21 protein-coding genes are annotated in these 20,185 nt (G+C 67.1%); 11 read left to right on the top strand and 10 right to left on the bottom strand.

Features of this window, described 5'->3' with window-relative positions; all coding sequences use genetic code 11:
- Positions 1–5 precede the first annotated feature (5 nt).
- Positions 6–995: an alpha-ketoacid dehydrogenase subunit beta gene (locus G9C85_RS14810; protein ID WP_166041373.1), complete on the top strand. Its 990-nt coding sequence runs from the start codon at positions 6–8 to the stop codon at positions 993–995.
- Between the two features lie 116 nt (positions 996–1,111).
- Here G9C85_RS14810 and G9C85_RS14805 read toward each other — a convergent pair whose 3' ends face one another.
- Complete coding sequence (locus G9C85_RS14805; RefSeq protein WP_166041644.1) at positions 1,112–2,344, bottom strand: MFS transporter; 1,233 nt, start codon at positions 2,342–2,344, stop codon at positions 1,112–1,114.
- A gap of 195 nt (positions 2,345–2,539) precedes the next feature.
- Positions 2,540–3,676, bottom strand: coding sequence for an acyl-CoA dehydrogenase family protein (locus G9C85_RS14800; RefSeq protein ID WP_166041371.1), 1,137 nt, complete (start codon positions 3,674–3,676; stop codon positions 2,540–2,542).
- 150 nt (positions 3,677–3,826) lie between these two features.
- On the opposite strand from G9C85_RS14800, the gene G9C85_RS14795 reads away from it, so the two are divergent.
- Complete coding sequence (locus G9C85_RS14795; RefSeq protein ID WP_166041369.1) at positions 3,827–4,954, top strand: thiolase family protein; 1,128 nt, start codon at positions 3,827–3,829, stop codon at positions 4,952–4,954.
- Positions 4,955–5,045: 91 nt separating this feature from the next.
- On the opposite strand, the gene G9C85_RS14790 is transcribed toward G9C85_RS14795, so the two are convergent.
- The 5 genes from G9C85_RS14790 to G9C85_RS14770 form a co-directional block, all read right to left on the bottom strand.
- A complete protein-coding gene (locus G9C85_RS14790; RefSeq protein WP_166041367.1) occupies positions 5,046–7,211 on the bottom strand; it encodes an FAD-dependent monooxygenase in 2,166 nt (721 codons plus the stop codon).
- A 22-nt stretch (positions 7,212–7,233) separates the two neighbouring features.
- Positions 7,234–8,067: an LLM class flavin-dependent oxidoreductase gene (locus G9C85_RS14785; RefSeq protein ID WP_205254377.1), complete on the bottom strand. Its 834-nt coding sequence runs from the start codon at positions 8,065–8,067 to the stop codon at positions 7,234–7,236.
- A gap of 200 nt (positions 8,068–8,267) precedes the next feature.
- Complete coding sequence (locus tag G9C85_RS14780; RefSeq protein ID WP_166041362.1) at positions 8,268–8,675, bottom strand: RidA family protein; 408 nt, start codon at positions 8,673–8,675, stop codon at positions 8,268–8,270.
- Positions 8,676–8,753: 78 nt separating this feature from the next.
- A complete protein-coding gene (locus G9C85_RS14775) occupies positions 8,754–9,521 on the bottom strand; it encodes an SDR family NAD(P)-dependent oxidoreductase (RefSeq protein WP_166041360.1) in 768 nt (255 codons plus the stop codon).
- Positions 9,522–9,623: 102 nt separating this feature from the next.
- Positions 9,624–10,379, bottom strand: a complete 756-nt coding sequence (locus tag G9C85_RS14770) for an IclR family transcriptional regulator (protein WP_166041358.1) — start codon at positions 10,377–10,379, stop codon at positions 9,624–9,626.
- Positions 10,380–10,688: 309 nt separating this feature from the next.
- Here G9C85_RS14770 and G9C85_RS14765 point away from each other — a divergent pair, with 309 nt between their 5' ends.
- The 9 genes from G9C85_RS14765 (at position 10,689) to G9C85_RS14725 (ending at position 18,894) form a co-directional block, all read left to right on the top strand.
- A complete protein-coding gene (locus G9C85_RS14765; protein WP_166041355.1) occupies positions 10,689–11,462 on the top strand; it encodes an enoyl-CoA hydratase/isomerase family protein in 774 nt (257 codons plus the stop codon).
- A gap of 977 nt (positions 11,463–12,439) precedes the next feature.
- The gene (locus G9C85_RS14760) at positions 12,440–13,306 is read left to right on the top strand and encodes a bile acid:sodium symporter family protein (RefSeq protein WP_166041352.1); all 867 of its coding nucleotides are present in this window, start codon (positions 12,440–12,442) and stop codon (positions 13,304–13,306) included.
- A gap of 200 nt (positions 13,307–13,506) precedes the next feature.
- Positions 13,507–13,920 carry a thioredoxin gene (gene trxA / locus G9C85_RS14755; RefSeq protein WP_166041350.1) on the top strand — a complete coding sequence of 138 codons (414 nt, stop codon included), beginning with the start codon at positions 13,507–13,509 and terminating at the stop codon, positions 13,918–13,920.
- Positions 13,921–13,988: 68 nt separating this feature from the next.
- Complete coding sequence (locus G9C85_RS14750; protein WP_166041348.1) at positions 13,989–14,726, top strand: thioredoxin domain-containing protein; 738 nt, start codon at positions 13,989–13,991, stop codon at positions 14,724–14,726.
- Positions 14,723–15,274 carry a hypothetical protein gene (locus tag G9C85_RS14745; protein WP_166041346.1) on the top strand — a complete coding sequence of 184 codons (552 nt, stop codon included), beginning with the start codon at positions 14,723–14,725 and terminating at the stop codon, positions 15,272–15,274. Before G9C85_RS14750 ends, G9C85_RS14745 begins: the two co-directional genes overlap by 4 nt.
- Positions 15,271–15,684: a hypothetical protein gene (locus G9C85_RS14740; RefSeq protein WP_166041344.1), complete on the top strand. Its 414-nt coding sequence runs from the start codon at positions 15,271–15,273 to the stop codon at positions 15,682–15,684. The genes G9C85_RS14745 and G9C85_RS14740 overlap by 4 nt, the downstream gene beginning before the upstream one ends.
- Positions 15,685–15,794: 110 nt before the next feature.
- Positions 15,795–17,141 (top strand): FAD-dependent oxidoreductase, encoded by a 1,347-nt coding sequence (locus G9C85_RS14735; protein WP_166041342.1) that lies wholly within the window; start codon positions 15,795–15,797, stop codon positions 17,139–17,141.
- Entirely contained in the window at positions 17,138–18,409 is a 1,272-nt protein-coding gene (locus G9C85_RS14730) for a M20 family metallopeptidase (RefSeq protein ID WP_166041340.1), read from the top strand. The genes G9C85_RS14735 and G9C85_RS14730 overlap by 4 nt, the downstream gene beginning before the upstream one ends.
- A 164-nt stretch (positions 18,410–18,573) precedes the next feature.
- Positions 18,574–18,894, top strand: coding sequence for a monooxygenase family protein (locus G9C85_RS14725; RefSeq protein ID WP_166041338.1), 321 nt, complete (start codon positions 18,574–18,576; stop codon positions 18,892–18,894).
- A 104-nt stretch (positions 18,895–18,998) separates the two neighbouring features.
- On the opposite strand, the gene G9C85_RS14720 is transcribed toward G9C85_RS14725, so the two are convergent.
- The 3 genes from G9C85_RS14720 to G9C85_RS14710 are packed head-to-tail and all read right to left on the bottom strand — an operon-like array spanning position 18,999 to position 20,063.
- Complete coding sequence (locus G9C85_RS14720) at positions 18,999–19,220, bottom strand: HalOD1 output domain-containing protein (protein WP_166041336.1); 222 nt, start codon at positions 19,218–19,220, stop codon at positions 18,999–19,001.
- Between the two features lie 7 nt (positions 19,221–19,227).
- Positions 19,228–19,815: a DsrE/DsrF/DrsH-like family protein gene (locus G9C85_RS14715; protein ID WP_166041334.1), complete on the bottom strand. Its 588-nt coding sequence runs from the start codon at positions 19,813–19,815 to the stop codon at positions 19,228–19,230.
- Between the two features lie 2 nt (positions 19,816–19,817).
- A complete protein-coding gene (locus G9C85_RS14710; RefSeq protein ID WP_166041332.1) occupies positions 19,818–20,063 on the bottom strand; it encodes a sulfurtransferase TusA family protein in 246 nt (81 codons plus the stop codon).
- Positions 20,064–20,185: the final 122 nt, after the last annotated feature.

The raw sequence follows: 20,185 nt of genomic DNA, 5'->3' as shown, positions 1-20,185 counted from the left end.
GCGTCATGAACGCAACTCTCGTCGAGGCCGTCAACGACGCGCTGCGCGTCGCGATGGCCGACGACGACCACGTCGTGGTGTACGGCGAGGACGTCGCCCAGCAGGGCGGCGTCTTCCGCGCGACCGAGGGCCTCAAGGACGAGTACGGCGGCGAGCGCGTGCTGGACACGCCGATCACGGAGATCGCGATCGCCGGGTCCGCGGTCGGGCTGGCGATGCGTGGGTACCGGCCGGTCGCCGAGATCCAGTTCTCGGGGTTCATCCCGCCGGCGTTCAACCAGCTCGTGTCGATGGCGAGCCGGATCCGCTGGCGGACGCGCGGCGAGCTGACCGCGCCGATGGTGATCCGAGCGCCCTACGGCGGCGGCGTTCGCGCGCTCGAACACCACTCCGAGAGCCTGGAGGCCGCGTACGCACACATTCCCGGGCTCCAGGTCGTCGTCCCCAGTACGCCCGCGGACACGAAGGGACTCCTCCTGAGCGCGATCAGGGACCCCGATCCGGTACTCGTCCTCGAACCGAAGCGCCTCTATCGGTCGTTCCGCGACGAGGTGCCGGAGGGCGAACACACCGTCCCGATCGGCGAGGCCGCGGTCCGCACCGAGGGCGAGGACATTACGGTGATCTCGTGGGGCGCGACGATGCCGGACACGCTCGCGGCCGCCGAGACCCTCGAGGAGGAGCGCGACGTCTCCATCGAGGTGATCGACCTCCGCTCGATCTCGCCGCTCGACAGGGAGACCGTCCTCGAGTCCGTCCGCAAGACCGGGCGCGCCGCGATCGTCCACGAGGCCGCGAAGACGGGCGGGTTCGCGGCGGAGCTCGTCGCGACGATCAACGAGGGCGCGCTCATGCACCTCGAGGCGCCCGTCGGCCGCATCACGGGGTTCGACGTCCCGATGCCGATGCTCGCGATGGAGGACTTCTACCTCCCGAATCCGCCCCGCATCGAGGAAGGCATCAAGGACGTGCTCGACGGCGAAGGCGGCGTCTAAGCGCGTTTCGCGGTCTCGGTTCGTGACACCGTTGGCGTCCCGGTTTTTCGAGCCTGACGAGAGTCCACAGTCACGTCTGCCGGGATTTCACAGTCACGTCTGTCGGGGGTTCGCAGTCACGTCGCACCGTCGGGGTCGCCTCGCCCCGTGCCCGCCGACACCAGGTAGGAACCGAGGGCTGACGCCCCGACGCCGAGCGCGGCGAGGACGAGGAACAATTGCTCGACGGAGAAGTACGTCAGGAGCGTCCCCGCGATGACGGCGCCGAGCGCGCCGACGCCGAACACGCCGAGGTAGGTGAACCCGTAGGACAGCCCGCGCTTGCCGGGGGGCGTGAACTCGGCGACGGTGGCCTGGTAGAACGGCTGCACGGCGAACAGGAAGAAGCCCAGGAGTGCGGACACGACGAGGAGCGCGGGCAGCCCGATCGCCGACGCGGGGACGAAGAGGAGGGCGACGACCGCCAGCGCACCGAACCCGAACGTGATGCCGTACTCGGGGCGGTAGCTGTCCGTCAGCTTCCCGGCGACGTACTGCCCGAGGACGCCGACCATCAGCAGTCCGACGTAGAGGTAGTCGCCGGGTTCGAACGTTCGACCGCCGAACTCGACCGGCGCGAGTGCCGGGACGTCGCGGAGCAACTCCGGGAGGAACGTCAGGACCCCGCGGTAGTAGAGCCCCGAGAAGAACGTGACGGCGAACACGACGGCGAAGAGGCTCGCGAAGAGCACGCGCGAGCTGGAGAGGAAGTCGCCGAGCGACGAGACGGCGCTCCCGGCGTGCGCGTCGGCGTCGCCACCGCCGTCGACCACCGCGGCGCGCTCGTCGATGTCGACCCGGAGCGCGTAGACGGCGGCCACGACCGCGGGAATCGTCAACAGGCCGACGACGACGCGCCAGTCGAGGAAGAGGAGGAGGACGATCGTGACCAGCGGACCCAGGGAGATGCCGATGTTCCCCGCCATCCCGTGGTAGGCGAAGGCGCTGCCGCGCTTCTCGACGCCGCGACTGATCAGCGACAGGCCCGAGGGGTGATAGACGCTCGCGGAGACGCCCCACACGGCGAGGGCGAGGCCGATGACGACCGGCGACGGCGACACCGACAGGAGCAGGAACGACGCGCCCATGCCGAGGAGACCGACCGTGATGAGGAAGCGAGCGGAGACCCTGTCGACCAGGACGCCGCTGGGCAGCGCACCGAGTCCGAACAGTCCGTACCCGACCGCGACCAGCGTCCCGACGGTCGCCGGATTGACGGGGAACTGAGCGACCCCGACGTCGATGACGGAGAACTCCGCGAGCCAGATCGGCACCAGGATCGGGATCGACAGTTCGTACGTGTGGACCATGGCGTGAGCGATCGTCACGAGCGAGACGATCGAGCGATCGTTCGCGTTCACGAGAGGCGAGTTTCGCGGTGGACGTATTCAAGTCACCGGCTGTCCTGGCCGGTCACGGGCACGCCTCGTGCACCGCGTCGGCTCTGACGAGCGCGGCGTTCGACCTCGGCGTCCCAGTCCTCCTGCGAGGAACCCACGAGTCCGTCACTCGTAAAGGCGCTGGCTGACGACGAGGCGGTTGATCTCGTTCGTGCCCTCGTAGATCTGCATCCCCTTCGCGACCCGCATGTGTCGCTCGACGGGGTAGTCCGTCGAGTACCCACGGGAGCCGTGGATCTGGACGGCCTCGGTCGCGATCTCCATCGCGGCGTCGGTCGCGTACGCCTTCGCCATCGCCGCCTCCTGCGTGACGCGTTCGCCGCGGTCGCGTTGGTCGGCCGCCGACAGCGTGAGGAGCCGGGACGCCTCGACGTCCATCGCCATGTCCGCGAGCTTGAACCCGACGCCCTGGAACTCGCGGATGGGTTGCCCGAACTGCTCGCGTTCGTCCGCGAACTCCTTGCTCGCGTCGAGCGACGCCTGCGCGACGCCGACGCCCTGCGCCGCCGTCCCGATGCGGCCGATGTCCAGGCCCTCGAGGACGTACCGTAGTCCCTTGCCCGAAGTTCCGACGACGTTCTCCGCGGGGACCCTGACGTCGTGGAACTTCACCTCGCTCTCGATGGCGGCGTCGCCCTCCATGCACGGGATGTTCCTGACGTACTCGACGCCGTCGCGCTCGCGGGGCTCGGGAACGCCGACGAGCGTCAGGCCGTCCTCGGTCTTCGTGACGAGGAGCATGAAGTCCGCGACGTGCCCGTTCGTCATCCAGACCTTGTGCCCATTGATGAGGAGGTCGTCGCCGTCGCGTTCGGCGGTCGTCGAGATGGAGGCGGCGTCGCTCCCCGCGTCCGGTTCGGTCATCCCGAGCGAGACGATCCACTCGCCCGTGCAGGCCTTCTGGAGCCACTGCTCGCGCTGCCACTCGTCGCCCTCCGTGTAGATCGGGTAACCGACGAGCGACGCGATGACGTTCACCGCGCCCGCCAGCAGCTTCCAGCCCCGCGAGAGCTCCTCGTTCGTGATCGCGAACGAACGGTAGTCGAGGCCGGCGCCGCCGTACTCCTCGGGGTACGGCACGCCGCTATACCCCTCGTCGCCGAGTTGCCGGACGAGCGCTTCCGGGAACTCGCCCGCCGTCTCGTGCTCGTCGACGACCGGTTCGACCGTCGACTCGACGAACTCGCGCACGGCCTCGCGCTGGGCCTGGTGTTCGGCCGTCAGCTCGAATTCGGTTATCACAGTCGAACGTCGGATACTGCGGACTTAACGATTGCTCCCGCGACTGCGCCCGAGCGGGTAGCGGCGTCGACCGCGACGGTGTCGAGCCATCGACCGCATCCCCCGCCGCGACCCCCGGCGTTTACGTCCATGACGCACCTGACGTGAGTTATGGAACCAGTAGTCGTGCAAGCGGTTCGGACCCCGCAGGGCAAAGAGGGCGGCGTGTACGCGGACGTCCGGAGCGAGGAGCTCTCGAGGCAGCTCGTCGACGCGATGCTCGCCGAGACGGGCCTCACGGGCGAGCACGTCGACGACCTCCTCTGGGGGTGCGTGAAGCAGGAAGGCGAGCAGGGGAACAACCTCGCGCGCATCGTCGCGCTGACGAGCGACCTCGGCGAGACGGTTCCGGCGTCGACCATCGACCGGCAGTGCGCGTCCTCGGCGCAAGCGATCATGAGTGCCGCCGACGCCGTTCGCGCCGGCCAGCGCGAGTGCGTGATCGCCGGTGGCGTGGAGAGCATGACGCGCGTCGAGCGCGCGAACGACGTGAGCGAGATCCCCGCGCTCGTCGAGCGGTACGACGTCGAGTCGTTCCGCATGGGGAACACCGCCGAGGCCGTCGCCGAACGCTTCGACGTCTCGCGCGAGGCCCAGGACGAGTACGCGGCGCGCAGCCAGCAGCGAGCCGTCGACGCGACCAGGGAGGGCCGGTTCGAGGACGAGATCGTTCCCATCGATACGGGCGAGGAGACCGTCACGGAAGACGAGGGACTGCGTCCGGGGACGACCGCCGAGAAACTCGCGGAGCTCCCGACCGTGTTCGCCGAGGACGGGACGGTGACGCCGGGGAACGCCTCGCAGATCAGCGACGGTGCGGCCGCCGTGATGGTGACGAGCCGCGCGTTCGCCGACGACCACGGTCTCGACGTCCTCGGCGCTGTCGGCGCGCACGAGGTCGTCGGCGTCGACCCCGAGATCATGGGCATCGGGCCCGTCCCGGCCGTCCGTGGCCTCGTGGACCGGGCTGGCACCAGCGTCGACGACTACGGGCTCGTCGAGTTGAACGAGGCGTTCGCGAGCCAGACGCTGTACTGCCAGCGCGAACTCGGCGTCGACGACGACCGCTTCAACGTCAACGGCGGCGCCATCGCCATCGGCCACCCGCTAGGCGCGTCGGGCGCACGACTCCCGGTGACGCTACTGCACGAGATGAACCGCCGCGGCGTCGACCGCGGGCTCGCGACCGAGTGCGTCGGCTACGGCCAGGGCGCCGCCATCGAGTTCCTCGCCGACTGACCACTGCCTCGACACGCCGCGAAGCACGCGCTTCGACGGCGACCGATCGAAGAAACCGAACCGCGGCCGCGGGCTGCGCGTCGAAGAGCGACTACAGGAGGTCGCCGTCGACGTTCGGCGGGTACCACTGGCAGAGGTCGCCAGTGCCCGCACCGACCTGCGTGTTGACGTCGTCCGTGGACGTGACGTAGTTCGTCGTCATCGTCGGCACGTCCAGCTCGTTCCGGATCTGCTCGCTGTAGCGCGCGAGGACGTCCGTGTCGAACTTCGGGCGGTCGTTCGACGTCGTCTGGCCGGCGACGACCGTCAGCAGGTCGCTCCCGTTCCGTGAGAGGTGACTGCCGATGGCGAACCCGTCGCCGAGGTTGTTCCCGCCGGGACGCCAGTCGGTGGCGGGCATCTTCGTCGTGATCGCCTTCTCGTCCGGCCACACTGACTGGACGGCGTCGAGTACCTCGAGCGGGTACGCGAGCCGGGACTCGATGTCCTCGCCGCCGTACTCGTCGTCGCGCTCGTTCGTGAGCGGCGAGAGGAAGCTCGACAGCAGGTAGCCGTGCGCGAGGTTCAGTTGCAGGACGTCGAAGCCAGCTTCGTCGGCGCGCTCGGCCGCGGCGACGAACCGCTCGCGGACCGCGTCCAGGTCGTCGGCGTCCATCGCCGATGGCGTCTGGCTCCGGCGCGTGTACTGCGTCGCCGACGCCGAAACGATGTCCCAGGAGTCCTCGTCGGCGAGCGGCCGGTCGAGGCCGTACTCGCGGGGCCTGGTCGCCGCGCGCTGCCCGGCGTGGAACAGCTCGATGCCGGTCTTCGCGTCGCTCGCCTCGTTCACTTCGGCGACGGCCTCCGCCCACGCGTCGGCGTGCCCGTCCTCGTAGAGACCGGGCGAGCCCGGATGCAGGCGGCCGCGCGCCGACACCGCAACGGGCTCGGTCAGCACGAGCCCCGGTCCCTGCTTCCCGAGTTCGGCGAACCGCGCCGTCTGGCCGCTCGCGGGCCGTCCGCTCGACCCGACCGAACTCGGACTCGACGACAGCACCGCACGGTTCGGGACCGTCACGTCACCGATCGTGAACGGCTGGAACATCGGTGGCGTCGCCACCGCCCGCTTCTCGTTCCCGCCCTGCGCGTACTGGGCGTACCAGCGGTCGTAGTCGTCAGTGTACGCAGAATCGCGGATCTTCAGCTCGTCGTAGGATATCTTCCCGCTCCGGGTGAGGAGGTTGAACGCGAACTGCTCGGGCTCCAAGTCCATGTACCGCTCCGTGTTCTCGAAGTACCGCCGACTCTGCGTCGCCGCGTCTTGGATGCCCTCGACGCGCGGCCGTCGCTCCTTCTCGAACCAGCGCACCGACGCCCCGACGTCGTCCGGACCGTACTCCTCGAAGCCCTCGTAGAGCGCGATCGCGTCCTCCATCGCCATCTTCGTCCCCGCACCGACCGAGAAGTGCGCGGTGTGCGCGGCGTCCCCGATCAGCACCACGTTGTCGTGCGACCACGTCCTGTTCTGCACGATCGGGAAGTTCCGCCAGCTGTAGAGCTTCGACTCGAGCTCGTACCCGTCGAGGTGATCCGAGAACAGGTCCTCGAAGTACGCCAGCCCCTCCTCCTTGCCCTTCTCGTCCAGGCCCGCGTTCTGCCAGGTCTCCTCCGTCGCCTCGACGATGAACGTGCTCTTCCGACCCGGATACGCGTGGATGCGCCAGAGGCCGTGTTCGTTCTCCCGGAAGATGAACGTGAACACGTCGAACGGCTTGTCCGTCCCGAACCACGCGAACTTCGCGTCGCCCATCCTGACGCGGGGCTTGAACTGGTCTTCGTAGGTCTCGCGGACGGTGCTGTTGAGGCCGTCAGCGCCGATGAGGAGGTCCGCGTCCTCGGCGTACTCCTCGGGGTTCTCGACGTTATGCTCCCAGTGCATCTCGACGCCGAGTTCCGCGCAGCGCTCCCGGAGGATGTCCTTCAGGTCCGAACGCATCAGTCCGGAGAACGTGTGTCCGCCACAGCGGATGCGCTTCCCGCCGTAGTGGACGTCGATCGGGTTCCAGATCGCGAACTTGTCCGTGATCTGTTCGTGGGTCTTGTAGTCCGCCTCGCGGAGCGACCCGAGCGTGCTGTCCGAGAACACGATCCCCCATCCGTACGTGTTGTCCGCGGGGTCGCGCTCGTAGACCGTGATGTCCCAGTCCGGGTGCTCCTTCTTCAACAGGAGGCTCGCGTACAGTCCGCCGGGTCCGCCGCCGATGACGTTTATATCCATGAGTTGTCCTCGCTACGGGGGTTCACGCGTCCGACCATTCGTTCTCCACGACTTCCTCGAGGCGCTCGTACTGCTCCTCGTCCGCGACCGTCGGGAACAGCAGGAGTTCGTCGCAGCCGCGTTCCTCGTACCCGCGGATGAACTGGACGACCTCCTGGGGCGTCGTCAGCAGGCCCTCGGCGATCGTCTCCGCGAACGGCCCGGTGAACTCGTAGTAGTCGAGCAGGTACTCGCGGCCGGCCTCGGCCGCGTCCTCGTCGCCGAGCGCGAAGTACCCGTGCCCCCAGATCGCGGGGTCGCCCGGCCGACCCTCCTCTGCCCACGCCGCCTCGGCCTTCTCGGCCTCGCGCGCGAAGATCTTCGGTGGACCGCCGCCGTGGATGTAGCCGTCGCCGTAGTGCGCGACGCGCTTGTAGCTCGGGTCGCTGGACCCGCCGATGAGGAGCTCCGGCCCGCCCTCCTGGACGGGGTCGGGGCCGATCTCGTCGCCTTGCCAGATCTCGCGGAGTTCGTCCAGCTGCTTCGTGAATCGCGCGCCGCGGCTCCCGAAGTCCGAGTCGGCCGCCTCGTAGTCGTCCTTGCGCGCCCCGAGCGCCAGGCCGAGCGTCAACCGGCCGTCCGACAGGACGTCGAGCGTCGCGGCCTTCTTCGCCAGCAGGCCCGTGCTCCGGAGCGGCCCCGCGACGATCGACGTCGCGAGCCTGATGTCCTCGGTCTCGCCGGCACAGACGGCGAGCGTGGACATCGGGTCGAGGCTGTCGTACACGAGCCGGTCGAACACGCCGAGGCTCGTGAACGGGCCAGCCTCGGCGCGCCGAGCCCACTCTCGAGTTAGTTCCGCATCGGCACCTTCCAAGGTGTTTGGGAGACCTACGCCTACCTGCATTATAGTAGCCAATACGAGCGTCCGCATTTAGTAGTTTCGACGCCTCAAACGGAGGAACGGACCGACGGCACCGAACTCTGGACGACGGAACACCACCGCTGGAAGCCCACGGGCCAGTCGGAGAGAGAACGGCAGCGACCGCCATCCCGCTGTCTCGGCGGAGGGTCGCCCTAGCTCGAGTCGTCGACGACCGCCATGCCCTCCAGTTCGATCCGAGCGTCCTCCTTGAAGAACCCCGAGACCTCGAAGAGCGCCATCGTCGGGTAGTCGTCGAAGTACCCCGAGAACACCTCGCCGAGGTCGTCGAGCGCGTCGACGTACTCGTCGCGGTCCGCGACGAACACGTTGAGCTTCACGATGTCGTTCATCGTCCCGCCGGCCTCCTGGACGACCGTCTGGAGGTTCTCGAGCACCTGCTCGAACTGCGCGACCACGTCGTCCGGGTCGACGATCGTCTCCGTCTCGTCGGCGCCGTCCTGGCCGGCGAGGAACAGGAGGTCGCCGCCGGAGACCTTGATGCCGTGGTTGAAGCCGCGAGGCGGTGCGAGACCGTCAGGGTTGAGGATTTCCTTCTCCATTGCAGTCACCGACGTCGGGTGGCGAGAACGTACCGAGGAGACGCTATTAAGCCTACCGACGGTCGGGGTCGCAATCGGTCACTTCGCGGTCCAGCCGCCGTCGACGACGAGGCACTCGCCGGTGACGTAGGAGGCCATGTCGCTCGCGAGGAACAGCGCCGCGTTCGCGACCTCCTGCGGGTCCGCGAACCGGTCGACCGGGATGTCGTCGAGCAGCGACTGGTGGAGGTCGTCGTCGTCCTCGATGGGCGCCGTCAGGTCCGTCGACACGTACCCGGGCGCGATGGCGTTCACGCGCACGTCCGGCGCCCAGTCGAGCGCGACGCTCTTCGTCAGTCCGACGAGGCCGTGCTTCGAGGCGACGTAGCCGTGCTGTCGCTTCGTCCCGACCAGCCCGGAGATCGAGGCGACGTTGACGACGCTTCCGCCGCCGCTCGATTGGAGGTACTCGCCGGCCTCGTGCGTGCACGTGAACGCGCCCTGGAGGTTCACGTCGACCGTCGCCGCGAACTCGTCGGGGTCGACGTGCTCCGGCGTCCCCATCCCCGAGACGGGATTGATCCCCGCGTTGTTCACGACGACGTCCACGCCGCCGAGTTCGTCCGCGGTCCGCTCGAACAGCGCCGCTACTTCCGCGCCGTCGGTCACGTCCGTCGCGATCGCGAGCGACTCGACGCCGTGCTCCCGGATCGCGTCCGCGGCCGCCTCGACGTCGCTCTGGGTTCGCGACGTCGGAACGACGTCCGCGCCCGCGTCCGCGAGCGTCTCGGCGATCGCTCGCCCGATACCTCGCGTCCCGCCGGTAACTACCGCGGTCGTATCAGAGAGGTCGATTTCCGTGCTCATTGGCGTGCTACCAGAGCAACCGTCGCGTGCCGCCTAATGAATTTCTATCGACTGACGGATACGACGCCGCTCCGGTCCGGTCCGAAGTGACACCCGCAGCTGTCAGGTCGTGTCGTAGCGGAGGCGGAGCTCCAGTTCGTTCGCCGCGCCGGAGACCAGGTCCGGGATCTCCTCGCGGAAGCGGTCGCCGCGCAGTCGGTTCGCCGGCCCGACCACGCCGACGGCGCCTTCGACGACGTCGTCGCGGACGACGGGCGCGGCGACGCTCCTGATCCCGTCGATTGCCTCGCCGACGTCGAACGCGACGCCGCGCTCGCGGACCTCATCGAGTTCCTCGGCGAGGGCGTCGCGGTCCGTGATCGTGTGCTCGGTCTTCCGCGGGAGGCCCTGCTGTTCGAGGATCTCGTCCACGCGGTCGTCGTCGACGTTCGCGAGGATCGCCTTCCCCGGTGCGTGGTAGTGGAACCGGGTGTGACGACCGATTCGGCCGGACGTCTGGACGGCCCGCTCGCCGAGTGCCTTCTCCACGCCGACGACGTACCCTTGCTCTTCGACCATGAGCCAGGCGGCCTCGTTCGTGTCCGCGGCGAGCTGGTCGAGGATGCCCTTCGAGAGTCGCGCGATCCGGAGCTGCTGTTTCGCGTAGATCCCGTGATCCAGGAACTTCAGCGTCAGTTCGTACACGTCGTCCTCGACTTTGAGGTACCCGTTCTCCTTGAGCGTCTCCAGGTGATTGTGGGTGGTGCTCTTCGGGTAGTCCAGGTGGCTCGCGATGTCGGTGAGTGTCGGCTCGTCCAGCTTCTGTACCGTTTCGACGATGCTGAACAGCTTCGTTCCGGCCTTGACCTCGTAATTCATCCGTTTTCGACCTCCATGGCGTGTTATTGCAGACGACCATCCGCGTCCATTTAGTCATTGTGTAATGATACCTCCTATCGAGACGTTGTAATATCGTTCACCATCACTGAACAGTCGTTCGGGGGGTCTGGAGACGCTACGGGCGGACAGAAGGGGACGACGAGTCGCCGTCGAAGGCCCCCCGTCCGCCGAGACGATGCCCGCCATCAGTCGGGGCATCGTCCGCTGGAGGACCCCAGGGTGCTCGCTGCGCCTCGTTCTCGACCCTCAGAGGGCCACATTTATAGAGATACGCTCGAACGCGCCAGTATGGTAAACGCCTCGTTCGAACGCGAGAACCACGCCGCGTACGTCACGATCGAGCGCGAGGAGAAGCTCAACGCGGTCGACTCGGAGACCAAGCAGGCGATCATCGAGAAGCTCGACGAGTACCGGGAGGACGACGACGTCCGGGCGGTCGTCCTCCAGAGCGCCGGCGACCGCGCCTTCTCGGCCGGCGGCGACGTCCAGGAGATCCCGGACGTCGACTACTCGCTCTCGTACTTCACGGAGACCTGGGAGGCGCTGTTCTCGAAGATGCGCGACCTCGGGATGCCCACGATCGCGAAGGTCGACGGCATCACGCTCGGCGGCGGGTTCGACCTCATGCTCCACACGGACTTCGTCGTCGCCGCCGACGACGCCCGCATCGGCCAGCCGGAGGTCGACCTCGGGATCGTGAACCACTTCTCGCCGCCGATGCTGCTCCAGCAGGTCGGCGTCCGGAAGACGTTGGAGTTGATGATGACGGGCGAGACGATCTCAGGGAGCGAGGCGGCGGAGATCGGGCTCGTCACGCGTAGCGTTCCCGCCGACCGCCTCGACGACGAGGTCGACGAGCTGGTGGAGACGCTCGTGAACAAGAGCCCGCGCGTCCTGAAGAAGCTCAAGGAGGGCATCTACGCGAGCACGAACATGTCCCCGGACGCCGCGAAGGTCCACCTGGAGACGGTCTCGCTGGAAGCCGCCCGGAACGACCCCGACTATCGAGAGGGCGTCGACGCACACCTCGAAGACCGCGACCCCGAGTGGTACGTCGACTGACGGCGTCGCCGACGATACGTTCGACTCGTCGGGTACCTCGACACCGCCTGCGCCTTCCCTGAACTGTGATATTGCCAACGTGTACGTGTGTTCACCCATGCTGAACGAAAGTTTGGCAGGCCGTCTCGTCGGTAGCCACCACGGAGGGCATGTTACAGAAGTAGAAGTGTAACGGTACCGCCCAATCATCGACGAGCGTTATCGTGGCTCGTCGGTTGGCGACGTCGAGGAAGACGATCGAACTAACTCGCAGAACAATAAATAATATATTTGTCCTTACTCCAATTATGTTGCTTAATATTTATATGCGTGGTATCGTCGTGCAAGCACCACGCACTGCGAACGCGGTCCCGTCGACGAGTGAGCAATCCAGGTAGGACGCTCCATCGCAAGAGAGAACGGCTCGAGTAGCGCAGACCCTTCGAAGGGCCCGCCAAAGACCAGGGCCGTGGAAGATCTCGTCGGGAATACGGAATCCACCGCCGTACGCGACGCCATCCGGCGTATTCGACTGACACGGATGGGCGTGGTGGGCACGCAACGCAATCGTCGGTCAGATGTAAAACTCGTCGACACCGACACCGGGCGCGGTCGTTTCAGCCGTCCAAGTTCAGCCGTCGAACGATCCGGTAGTCGCCGACTGTGAAGACAGCACCAGACCAAAATATCAAGAATAATGTTTATAACTTAAACTGATAGAATCCGGCAGAGTGGGCGACTCGCGGACAGTCACAGAGGAGAGTTCCGTGAGTCGAAGCAGTCCGATCGTCGAGGATTACGCTTCGAAGACGAGGTCCCTGTCCGTCGTCGAACTCGTCGACGACTGGATTCGTGACAGTCTGGAATTCACTCGCCGAATCCGATAGCGTGCAGTCCGGCGACGATGCAATCGCTGCAGCGGTCCTCGTTCGAGACGATTACCTGAATCCAAGCAGGAAAATGGGCCGAAATCGTATCACGTACAAGGACCACAAGTGATGGGAACGACGTTCGGTGCGGCGGTCGTGGAGTTGGTGACGACGGTGTTCGTGCTCTCGACGATGTTCTCGATGGGCGTGCAGCTGTCAGCGAGCCAGCTCGTCGACGCACTCCGGGAGTGGCGGTTGCTGTCGAGGTCACTGGCGGTGAATCTCGTCGCGGTACCGCTGATCGCGTCCCTCCTCGTTCGGACGGTGTCGGTGGAGACCGGGTTCGCGGCCGGGATCGTGCTGCTCGCGGTCTCGCCCGGCGCCCCGTTCGGCCCGAAGCTCGCGGAGATCTCGGAGAGCGACGTCGCGTTCGCGAGCGGCCTGATGGCGATCCTCTGTCTGCTCTCCGTCGTAACCATCCCCGTCTCCCTGCTGTGGTTGCTCCCCGGCGACGTCGCCGTCGACCCCCTCGCCATCGGCCGGATGGTCCTGGGCATCCAGCTCGTCCCGCTCCTCGTCGGGCTCGGAACGTCGTTCGCCCGCCCCTCGCTCGCAGCTCGCCTCCACCCGCCAGTTCAGCGACTCTCGGACTACACGTTCGTCGGACTGATCGTGCTGTTGGTCGTCGTCTACAGCGACAGCATGCTGGCGCTCGTCGGTACGGGAACGCTCGGGCTGTCGACGGTCGCCGTGGTCGCGTCGTTGGTCCTCGGGTACGGCCTTGGCGGGCCAGCCCGAGCGACCCGGGAAGTGCTGGCGACGACGACCGCCGCCCGGAACGCGGCGATCGCGCTGTTCATCGCGACGACCGCGTTCTCGGACCCGAACGTCCTCACGACCGTCCTCGCGTTCTCGTTCATCGGCGTCGTCGGGTCCGGACTGCTCGCGAGCGTCTGGCGACGTCGACCAGTCGAGTCGGTCTCGGCCAACGGCTAGCGGCCACTCCGGCGCCGTGAACGTCGTCTCTCTCGCGGACGACTCGAGGGTCGCGAGTCGAGTTGGCTCGGGCTGGATCGTCGATGACTTGGCCTCCGAGACCAGGGACTACTACTGAACTGAGCCGCCCCCTGCGTGCCGGATAGTATTGTGTAGTTTATGCAAAATACATAAGTTCCGCTGGTTCGTACGGACGATCGATGACCGAAGAGATCGAGGAGATCCGTCGGCAAAAGCTCGAAGAACTCCGGAGCCGAGACGAACGGGGGAGTGCCAACGCGTCAGAACCGCGGAGTCCGACCGAACCGGTCCCGGTCGACGGAGACGCCGAGTTGAGCGAGACCGTCGCCGAACACGACGTCGTCCTCGTGGACTTCTACGCCGACTGGTGCGGCCCGTGCCAGATGCTCGAACCCGTCGTCGAGACGGTCGCCGCCGAGACCGACGCGGCCGTGGCGAAGGTCGACATCGACGCGAACCAGTCACTCGCCGCCGAGTACAGCGTCCGGGGCGTCCCGACGCTACTCCTGTTCGCCGACGGACAGCCGGTCGAGCGACTCGTCGGCATGCAGGAGGAGGCGCGCCTTCGGTCGCTAATCGAACGACACGGCTGAGTCGACCGGACCGCCCCTCCTCCAGACCGCAACGCCTAACAGACGACACCCCCCGATATTGTATAACGATGGACGCTAGGGACAATATCACCCGTCGGAGAGCACTGCTCGCCGGCGGCGGTCTGCTCGCGTTCGGTGGTGGCGTCGCGTACGTCGCGTCGCAGTCTGGCTCGAACGAGCAGCACTACGTTCCGGAGACCTCCCACAGCAGCGACGAGACGGGTGGGTTCGGTATCGAGCTCGCCGGACGCCCGATCGCGGGCGAACGCGACGCGAAGGTGGACCTCTACTACTGGACCGACTACCTGTGCCCGTTCTGCAAGGAGTTCGAGACGGAGACGCTCCCCGAGATCGGTCGGGAGTACATCGACACCGGCGACGTTCGCCTGGTCGCGCTTTCATATCCGAACATCGGCCAGTACTCGATGCCGGCGGCGGTCTGGGGGCGGTGCGTGTGGTCGCAGGTGGCCGAGAGCGATCCCGCTGCGTTCTGGAACTGGCACTCGGCTGTCTACGACGAACAGCCCGAGTCCGGCAAGGACTGGGCCGACGACGAGACGTTCGCGGCGGTCACCGAACGGACCGACGGCGTGGACGTCGCTGCGGTCGAAAGTTGTCGCGAGGATCGCGCCGACTCGATCCGGGAGAGCATGGACCCGAATCTCGGCGTGGCCCAGGAGGCAGGGATTCGGGGGACCCCCGGGTTCGTCGTCTACAACCGCGAGTCCGGCGCAGCTGGAAAACTCGTCGGTGCCCATCCCTACGAGAACTTCGCCGACGCGATCGACCAGGTGTCACAGTCGTGACCGGGAGCCGCGTCGTCGCCGGTCGAGACTGGGCGCGCGACCTCCGCGGCGCGCTCGCGTACCCGCTCACGTCCGACGCCCGGTTGCTTTCGGCCGCCGTCGGGACGGTCCTCACGTACGTCGTCCTGGTGTTGAGTTCGTTCCCGCAGTTCTCGATCCAGGTGCTCGCGAACGACCCGACCGACGTCGGCTACGCGGTGACAGCACTCACGCGCGAGGTGGCTCTAAGCACCGGTCGACTCGGTCTCGTCCTCGTCGCCGCGTACGCCGTCCTGACGGGTGTCGCGGTGACCAACGCGATCGCGCTCGTCCGTCGCGCGTGGCGTCGCGGTGCGTCGACGATCGTCGGCGTCCTCCCCGGCGTGTTCGCCGCCGGCTGCGCGAGCTGTGGCGCGGGCGTGCTCGGAGCACTCGGGTTCGTCGGCGCGATGGCGGCACTCCCGTTCGACGGCAACCTCCTCAGAGTCGGTGGCATCGCCCTGCTCCTGTTGTTCCTCGGCCGAGCGGGCGACCCGCGAACGTGTACGATCGACGGAGGCGCGACGTGACGTCGCTCCCGTTCACTCGGCTGCTTCGGAGTCTCGGCGTGAGCGCCGCGGTCTTCGTCCTGTTCGGTGCAGTGACCGGCCTGCTCCCGAACCCGGTCTACGTCCGGATGGTCGCCCGGACGCCGGCGGACTACCTGTTCCTCGTCGCGACCGCCGCCTTCGCCGGCGCGTTCGTCTACCAGCGCTCGCTGGCCAGCGAATCGATCGGCGACCGGTTCGCCGCCGGTGGCATCGTCGGCGGGGTCCTGGCGTTCGGCTGTCCGATCTGCAACGCCGTGCTGCTGGCGCTGTTCAGTTCGTCGGCGCTCATGACGTACGTCGAGCCGTTACGGCCGGTGCTCGGTGCGGTGAGCGTCGTCTTCTTCGCCGGGGTCCTGATCTACCAGCGTCGGCGGTGCGAGGCGTGTTGACAGTGCGACCATCGGCCGGGGAGTGAGCTCCGCACGACCCACTGACAGAAGCCACCCAGTATTGTGGAATCCGCGAAATACTTTTTGCGCCACTCCGCTAATTTCGAGATATGAATGAGACGTTCGTGGTCGTCGGCGGGGACGCGGCGGGGATGAGCGCCGCGAGCAAGGCCAAGCGTGCGAACCCGGAGATGGACGTGATCGTCTTCGAGAAGGGCGAGTGGGTGTCCTACGCCGCCTGTGGGATGCCCTACTACGTCAAGGGCGAGGTCGAGGACCTGGACGACCTGGTCGCCGTAACGCCCGAGGAGTTCCGCGAGGAGCGCGACGTCGACCTGCGAACCGGCCACGAGGTCGTCGGGATCGACCCCGAGACCGGAACCGTCACCGTCGAGGGCGACGGCGAGACGTTCGAACAGTCCTACGACCACCTCCTCGTCGCGACCGGGGCGACCGCGATCGAACCACCGTTCGACGGCCTCGACCTCGACGGCGTGTTCACCATCCACGACATGGACGAAGCCGACGCCATCGAAAACTACGTCACCGAGCGCTCGCCCGACTCCGCGGCGATCGTCGGCGGCGGATACGTCGGGATCGAGCTGGCCGAGGCGCTGTCTGCTCGCGGCGTCGACGTCCACCTCTACGAGATGCTCCCGCACGTCCTCCAGCCGTTCGGCGACGCGGTAGCGGAAGTCGTCGAGGACCACCTCCGCGAGCAGGGCGTCCAGTTGCACCTCGACACCGCCGTCTCGGGCTTCGACGGTGCGGAGCGCGTCGAGCGCGTCGCCTTCGACGACCAGTCCAGGCCCGCCGACGTCGCGATCGTCGGCGTCGGCGTCGAACCGAACGCCGACCTCGCAGCGGACGCCGGCATCGAACTCGGCGAGACCGGCGCCATCGCGACCGACGAGTACGGCCGGACGAACCACGGGAACGTCTACGCCGCGGGCGACTGCGCAGAGGCGCGACACGTCGTGACCGGCGAGCCCGACCACGTACCACTGGCGCTGACGGCCAACCGCGCCGGCCGTGCGATCGGCCAGACCGTCGCCGGCGACCCGGAACCGGTCGGCGGCATCGCCGGGACCGCGATCGTCAAGGCGTTCGGCCTCGGCGCCGCCCGAACCGGACTCGTCGACGAGGAGCAGGCACGGGAGGCCGACTTCGACCCCGTCTCGGTCACGATTTCGGCCCCCTCGCGGGCCCACTACTACCCCGGTGGCGACGAACTCACCGTCACGCTGATGGCCGACCACGATACCGGGCGGTTGCTGGGCGGGACTGTCGTCGGTCGCGAGGGCGCAAAGCGGATCGATACGGTCGCGACGGCGCTCACGGCGGGGATGACGGTGCCCGAACTACGGAACGCCGATCTGGCCTACGCGCCGCCGTTCAGTCCCGTGTGGGACCCGGTTCTCACCGCGGCGAAGGTCCTCGAAGGGCGCCTCGAATGACGACGCCAACCGAAAGCGAGACGCCGGCGGCTTACGTCGAGACCCACCGGGACGAACTCGCCGACCTCACGCTGTCGCTGTTGGCAGTCGATACCGCGAACCCGCCGGGGGACACGCGCGAGATCGTCGACCTGATCGAGCAGTACCTCGACCCGTACCCCGCCGCAATCGAACGGGTCGCGGTCGATCCGGCCAAACCCAACCTCCTGGTGCGACTCCCTGGCGAGCGCAACGAGACGATCCTGTACAACGGCCACACCGACACGGTGCCGTACGACGCGGCGGCCTGGTCGCACGATCCGCTCGGGGAGCGCGTCGACGACCGATTGTACGGCCGCGGCGCGACGGACATGAAGGGCCCGCTCGCGGCGATGCTGTTCGCGATTACGGCGTTCGTCGAAACCGAGACGACCCCGGCGACCGACCTGCTGTTCGCGTTCGTCAGCGACGAGGAGGTGGGCGGCGACGCCGGGCTACCAGCGCTCGTCGACGACGACCTGCTCGAAGCTGACGCCTGCGTCATCGGGGAGCCGACCTGTGAGGCAGGCCGGCACTCGGTGACGGTCGCCGACCGCGGGAGCATCTGGCTCACGCTCGCGGCCAGCGGCGCGTCCGCCCACGGCTCCCGACCGATGCTCGGTGAGAACGCCATCGACCGACTCTACGAGGCCGTCCGGACGCTCCGCGAGCGATTCGGGACGCGCGCCCTCGAGGTCCCCCGCGAGCTGGAGCCGATCATCGAGGATTCCGTCGAGTACTACGCCCCGACGATGGGTGCCGAGGCGGCCCGCGAACTGTTCGCGTCCCCGTCGATCAACCTCGGGACGATCGCGGGCGGTGACGCCATCAACAGCGTCCCGCAGTCGGCCCGGGCGGAGATAGACATCAGGGCGACCGCAGGCGTCCAGACGTCCGACGTCCTCTCGGACATCCGCCGCTGCGTCGCGGACTGCGAGGGCATCGCGATCGCTGACGCGTCGTGGAGCGTCGGCACCGCGGAGGCGATCGACGACCCGTTCGTCGAGGCCGTTGCCTCCAGCGCGGAGTCCGTCGCCGGCGGGCGAATATATCGGCGCAGTGCGACCGGCGGCGGCGACGCGAAGCGGCTCAGGAACGCCGGGATTCCGACGGTCGAGTTCGCGTTCGGGACCGACACCGTCCACGCCGTCGACGAGTACGTTCCCGTCGACGCTCTCGTCGACAACGCGCTGGTGTACGTCGGTCTGCCCAGTGCGTTCACGGAAGCCCGTGGCGACAGCGCTCGCTGAGGTCGACGATCGCCGCAGCGTAGCGGATGCGTGTGGTCCGGCCCGAGACGGAGCAAACTGCCGTTCAGTAGGCGCACGGATCTGTCTGAGGCAGGTGTCCGCGATGCATCTCGCGTTCTCTGATGGGAGTCTTTTTGACCGCGAGAGCACAGGCATCGGTATCGATGTATCTGGTCACGTTCCGTCTCGATCCGGGCGAGTACGACGAGGAGTTCCACGAGTTAAACGACGCGATCCAGGTCGTTGCCGAGGACACGGACGGTTACCTGGGCAAGCGGACGTGGCACGCCGCTGAGAGCGAGGAGGTGCTCGTCGTGTACTACTGGGAGTCACTGGACGGTCTCGAGTCGTTCGGCGCGGATGCGACCCACGAGCGAGCGAAGCGACGGTGGACGGAGTGGTACGACGCCTACGAGGTCACCGTCACGGAAGTCCGCGAGTCGTACGGGAGCGGGTTCGGCGACGACGCAGACCCACCCGCGTAGGAACCCACGGCCGCGTCCGGGTCGGAAGAAGACGTGCCGTGTTCGGCAGTATCGGTGGAGCGACTCACCGCCTTCGGAGTTCCAGGCGGTCCGAGCAGTCTCGCTCAGTCGACCTGCACGAGACCGTTCGCGTCGACGAGGACGTCGTGGCCCTGGTACCTGAACTGGATCTCGAGGGTCGACGTGCTCGTCTCCTCGAGCAGCGATTCGAGCGCGTCCGGATCGACGACGTCCGCCAGCGGCGGCTCGAGTGCGAGCGCATCGACGTCTTCGGCCTCGGCGACGGCGTCGACGATCCGAGGGACCGGATTCTCGAGTTCGCTCATCGATAGGTTAGACGAGGAGTTGGATGTCGGCGTCCGCCATGTCCTCGAGGGCGGTCGCCGCGCCGACGCCGGTGGTGACGCCGTCGTAGAAGTCGCTCTCGTCGTAGTCCATGAGGTCGATGGTCATCTGGCAGGCCTGGAACTCGACGCCCATGTCGAGGCTCGTCTCGAGCAGTTCCTCGATGGAGGCGGTGTCGTTGTCCTCGATCTTCTTCTCCATCATCTTCGTCGTCACGCGGTCCATGCCTGGGAGCGCCGCGACGGCGTTCGGCACGGGCATGTTGGGGTTGCCGACGGAGCTCAGTTTGAGGTTCTTCGAGCGTTCCTCGTGGAGGATTTCCAGCCCCCAGAACGTGTGGAAGACGGTGACGTCGTAGCCGAACGCGGCCGCGGTGCTGGCGAGGATGAGCGGCGGGTACGCCATGTCGAGGGTGCCCTTGGTCGCGATGATGCTCATCTTCTTCGTGCCGTCCTCGTTGGTAGCGTCGGCGAGCGCGTCCTCGAGTTCGTCGACGCGCGCGGCCAGCTCCGCACGCGAGGGCGCGTCGTCGGACGGTGCCTCGTCGGACGGGGCGTCGGATGTATCCGTACTCATCGTTACTCCGTCTTCCGGACGTAGTGCTTGTAGACGTCGTCCCCTTCCTCCTGGTCGAGGAGTTCGACGCCGTCGGTCCCCGACGCCCAGCCGTCGATGTCGCTCATGCTCCCCGAGTCGGTGGCGAGCACTTCGAGGACCTCGCCGGCGCCGAGGTCGTCGATGGCGGTCTTCGTCTTCACCACTGGCATGGGACACGATGCACCCTTCACGTCGAGCGTCTCCGCGATGTCGTATTTCGAACTCATTGGTTGGCTGCTCCGTGAGTCTGTATTGGAGCTATCGCACAATACCCCCTCCCCGATTAAAAGATTGTCGGTTCTTGTAGATACTACAAACAACTGCCCTACAGAGCGTTCTTACAGAGATA

Source organism: Halorubellus sp. JP-L1, assembly GCF_011440375.1.
GTDB lineage: Archaea > Halobacteriota > Halobacteria > Halobacteriales > Natrialbaceae > Halorubellus.
The sequence above is the reverse complement of the archived record's forward strand: the minus strand, read 5'-3'. Positions and strand labels throughout refer to the sequence as shown.

Bases quoted from the DNA above. Each gene is read 5' to 3' on its own strand.
- G9C85_RS14715 (WP_166041334.1), bottom strand. From the start codon at position 19,815: ATGAGTACGGATACATCCGACGCCCCGTCCGACGAGGCACCGTCCGAC.
- trxA (WP_166041350.1), top strand. From the start codon at position 13,507: ATGACCGAAGAGATCGAGGAGATCCGTCGGCAAAAGCTCGAAGAACTC.
- G9C85_RS14805 (WP_166041644.1), bottom strand. From the start codon at position 2,344: ATGGTCCACACGTACGAACTGTCGATCCCGATCCTGGTGCCGATCTGG.
- G9C85_RS14780 (WP_166041362.1), bottom strand. From the start codon at position 8,675: ATGGAGAAGGAAATCCTCAACCCTGACGGTCTCGCACCGCCTCGCGGC.
- G9C85_RS14775 (WP_166041360.1), bottom strand. From the start codon at position 9,521: ATGAGCACGGAAATCGACCTCTCTGATACGACCGCGGTAGTTACCGGC.
- G9C85_RS14810 (WP_166041373.1), top strand. From the start codon at position 6: ATGAACGCAACTCTCGTCGAGGCCGTCAACGACGCGCTGCGCGTCGCG.
- G9C85_RS14710 (WP_166041332.1), bottom strand. From the start codon at position 20,063: ATGAGTTCGAAATACGACATCGCGGAGACGCTCGACGTGAAGGGTGCA.
- G9C85_RS14735 (WP_166041342.1), top strand. From the start codon at position 15,795: ATGAATGAGACGTTCGTGGTCGTCGGCGGGGACGCGGCGGGGATGAGC.
- G9C85_RS14725 (WP_166041338.1), top strand. From the start codon at position 18,574: ATGTATCTGGTCACGTTCCGTCTCGATCCGGGCGAGTACGACGAGGAG.
- G9C85_RS14720 (WP_166041336.1), bottom strand. From the start codon at position 19,220: ATGAGCGAACTCGAGAATCCGGTCCCTCGGATCGTCGACGCCGTCGCC.
- G9C85_RS14750 (WP_166041348.1), top strand. From the start codon at position 13,989: ATGGACGCTAGGGACAATATCACCCGTCGGAGAGCACTGCTCGCCGGC.
- G9C85_RS14730 (WP_166041340.1), top strand. From the start codon at position 17,138: ATGACGACGCCAACCGAAAGCGAGACGCCGGCGGCTTACGTCGAGACC.
- G9C85_RS14795 (WP_166041369.1), top strand. From the start codon at position 3,827: ATGGAACCAGTAGTCGTGCAAGCGGTTCGGACCCCGCAGGGCAAAGAG.
- G9C85_RS14760 (WP_166041352.1), top strand. From the start codon at position 12,440: ATGGGAACGACGTTCGGTGCGGCGGTCGTGGAGTTGGTGACGACGGTG.
- G9C85_RS14765 (WP_166041355.1), top strand. From the start codon at position 10,689: ATGGTAAACGCCTCGTTCGAACGCGAGAACCACGCCGCGTACGTCACG.
- G9C85_RS14770 (WP_166041358.1), bottom strand. From the start codon at position 10,379: ATGAATTACGAGGTCAAGGCCGGAACGAAGCTGTTCAGCATCGTCGAA.
- G9C85_RS14790 (WP_166041367.1), bottom strand. From the start codon at position 7,211: ATGGATATAAACGTCATCGGCGGCGGACCCGGCGGACTGTACGCGAGC.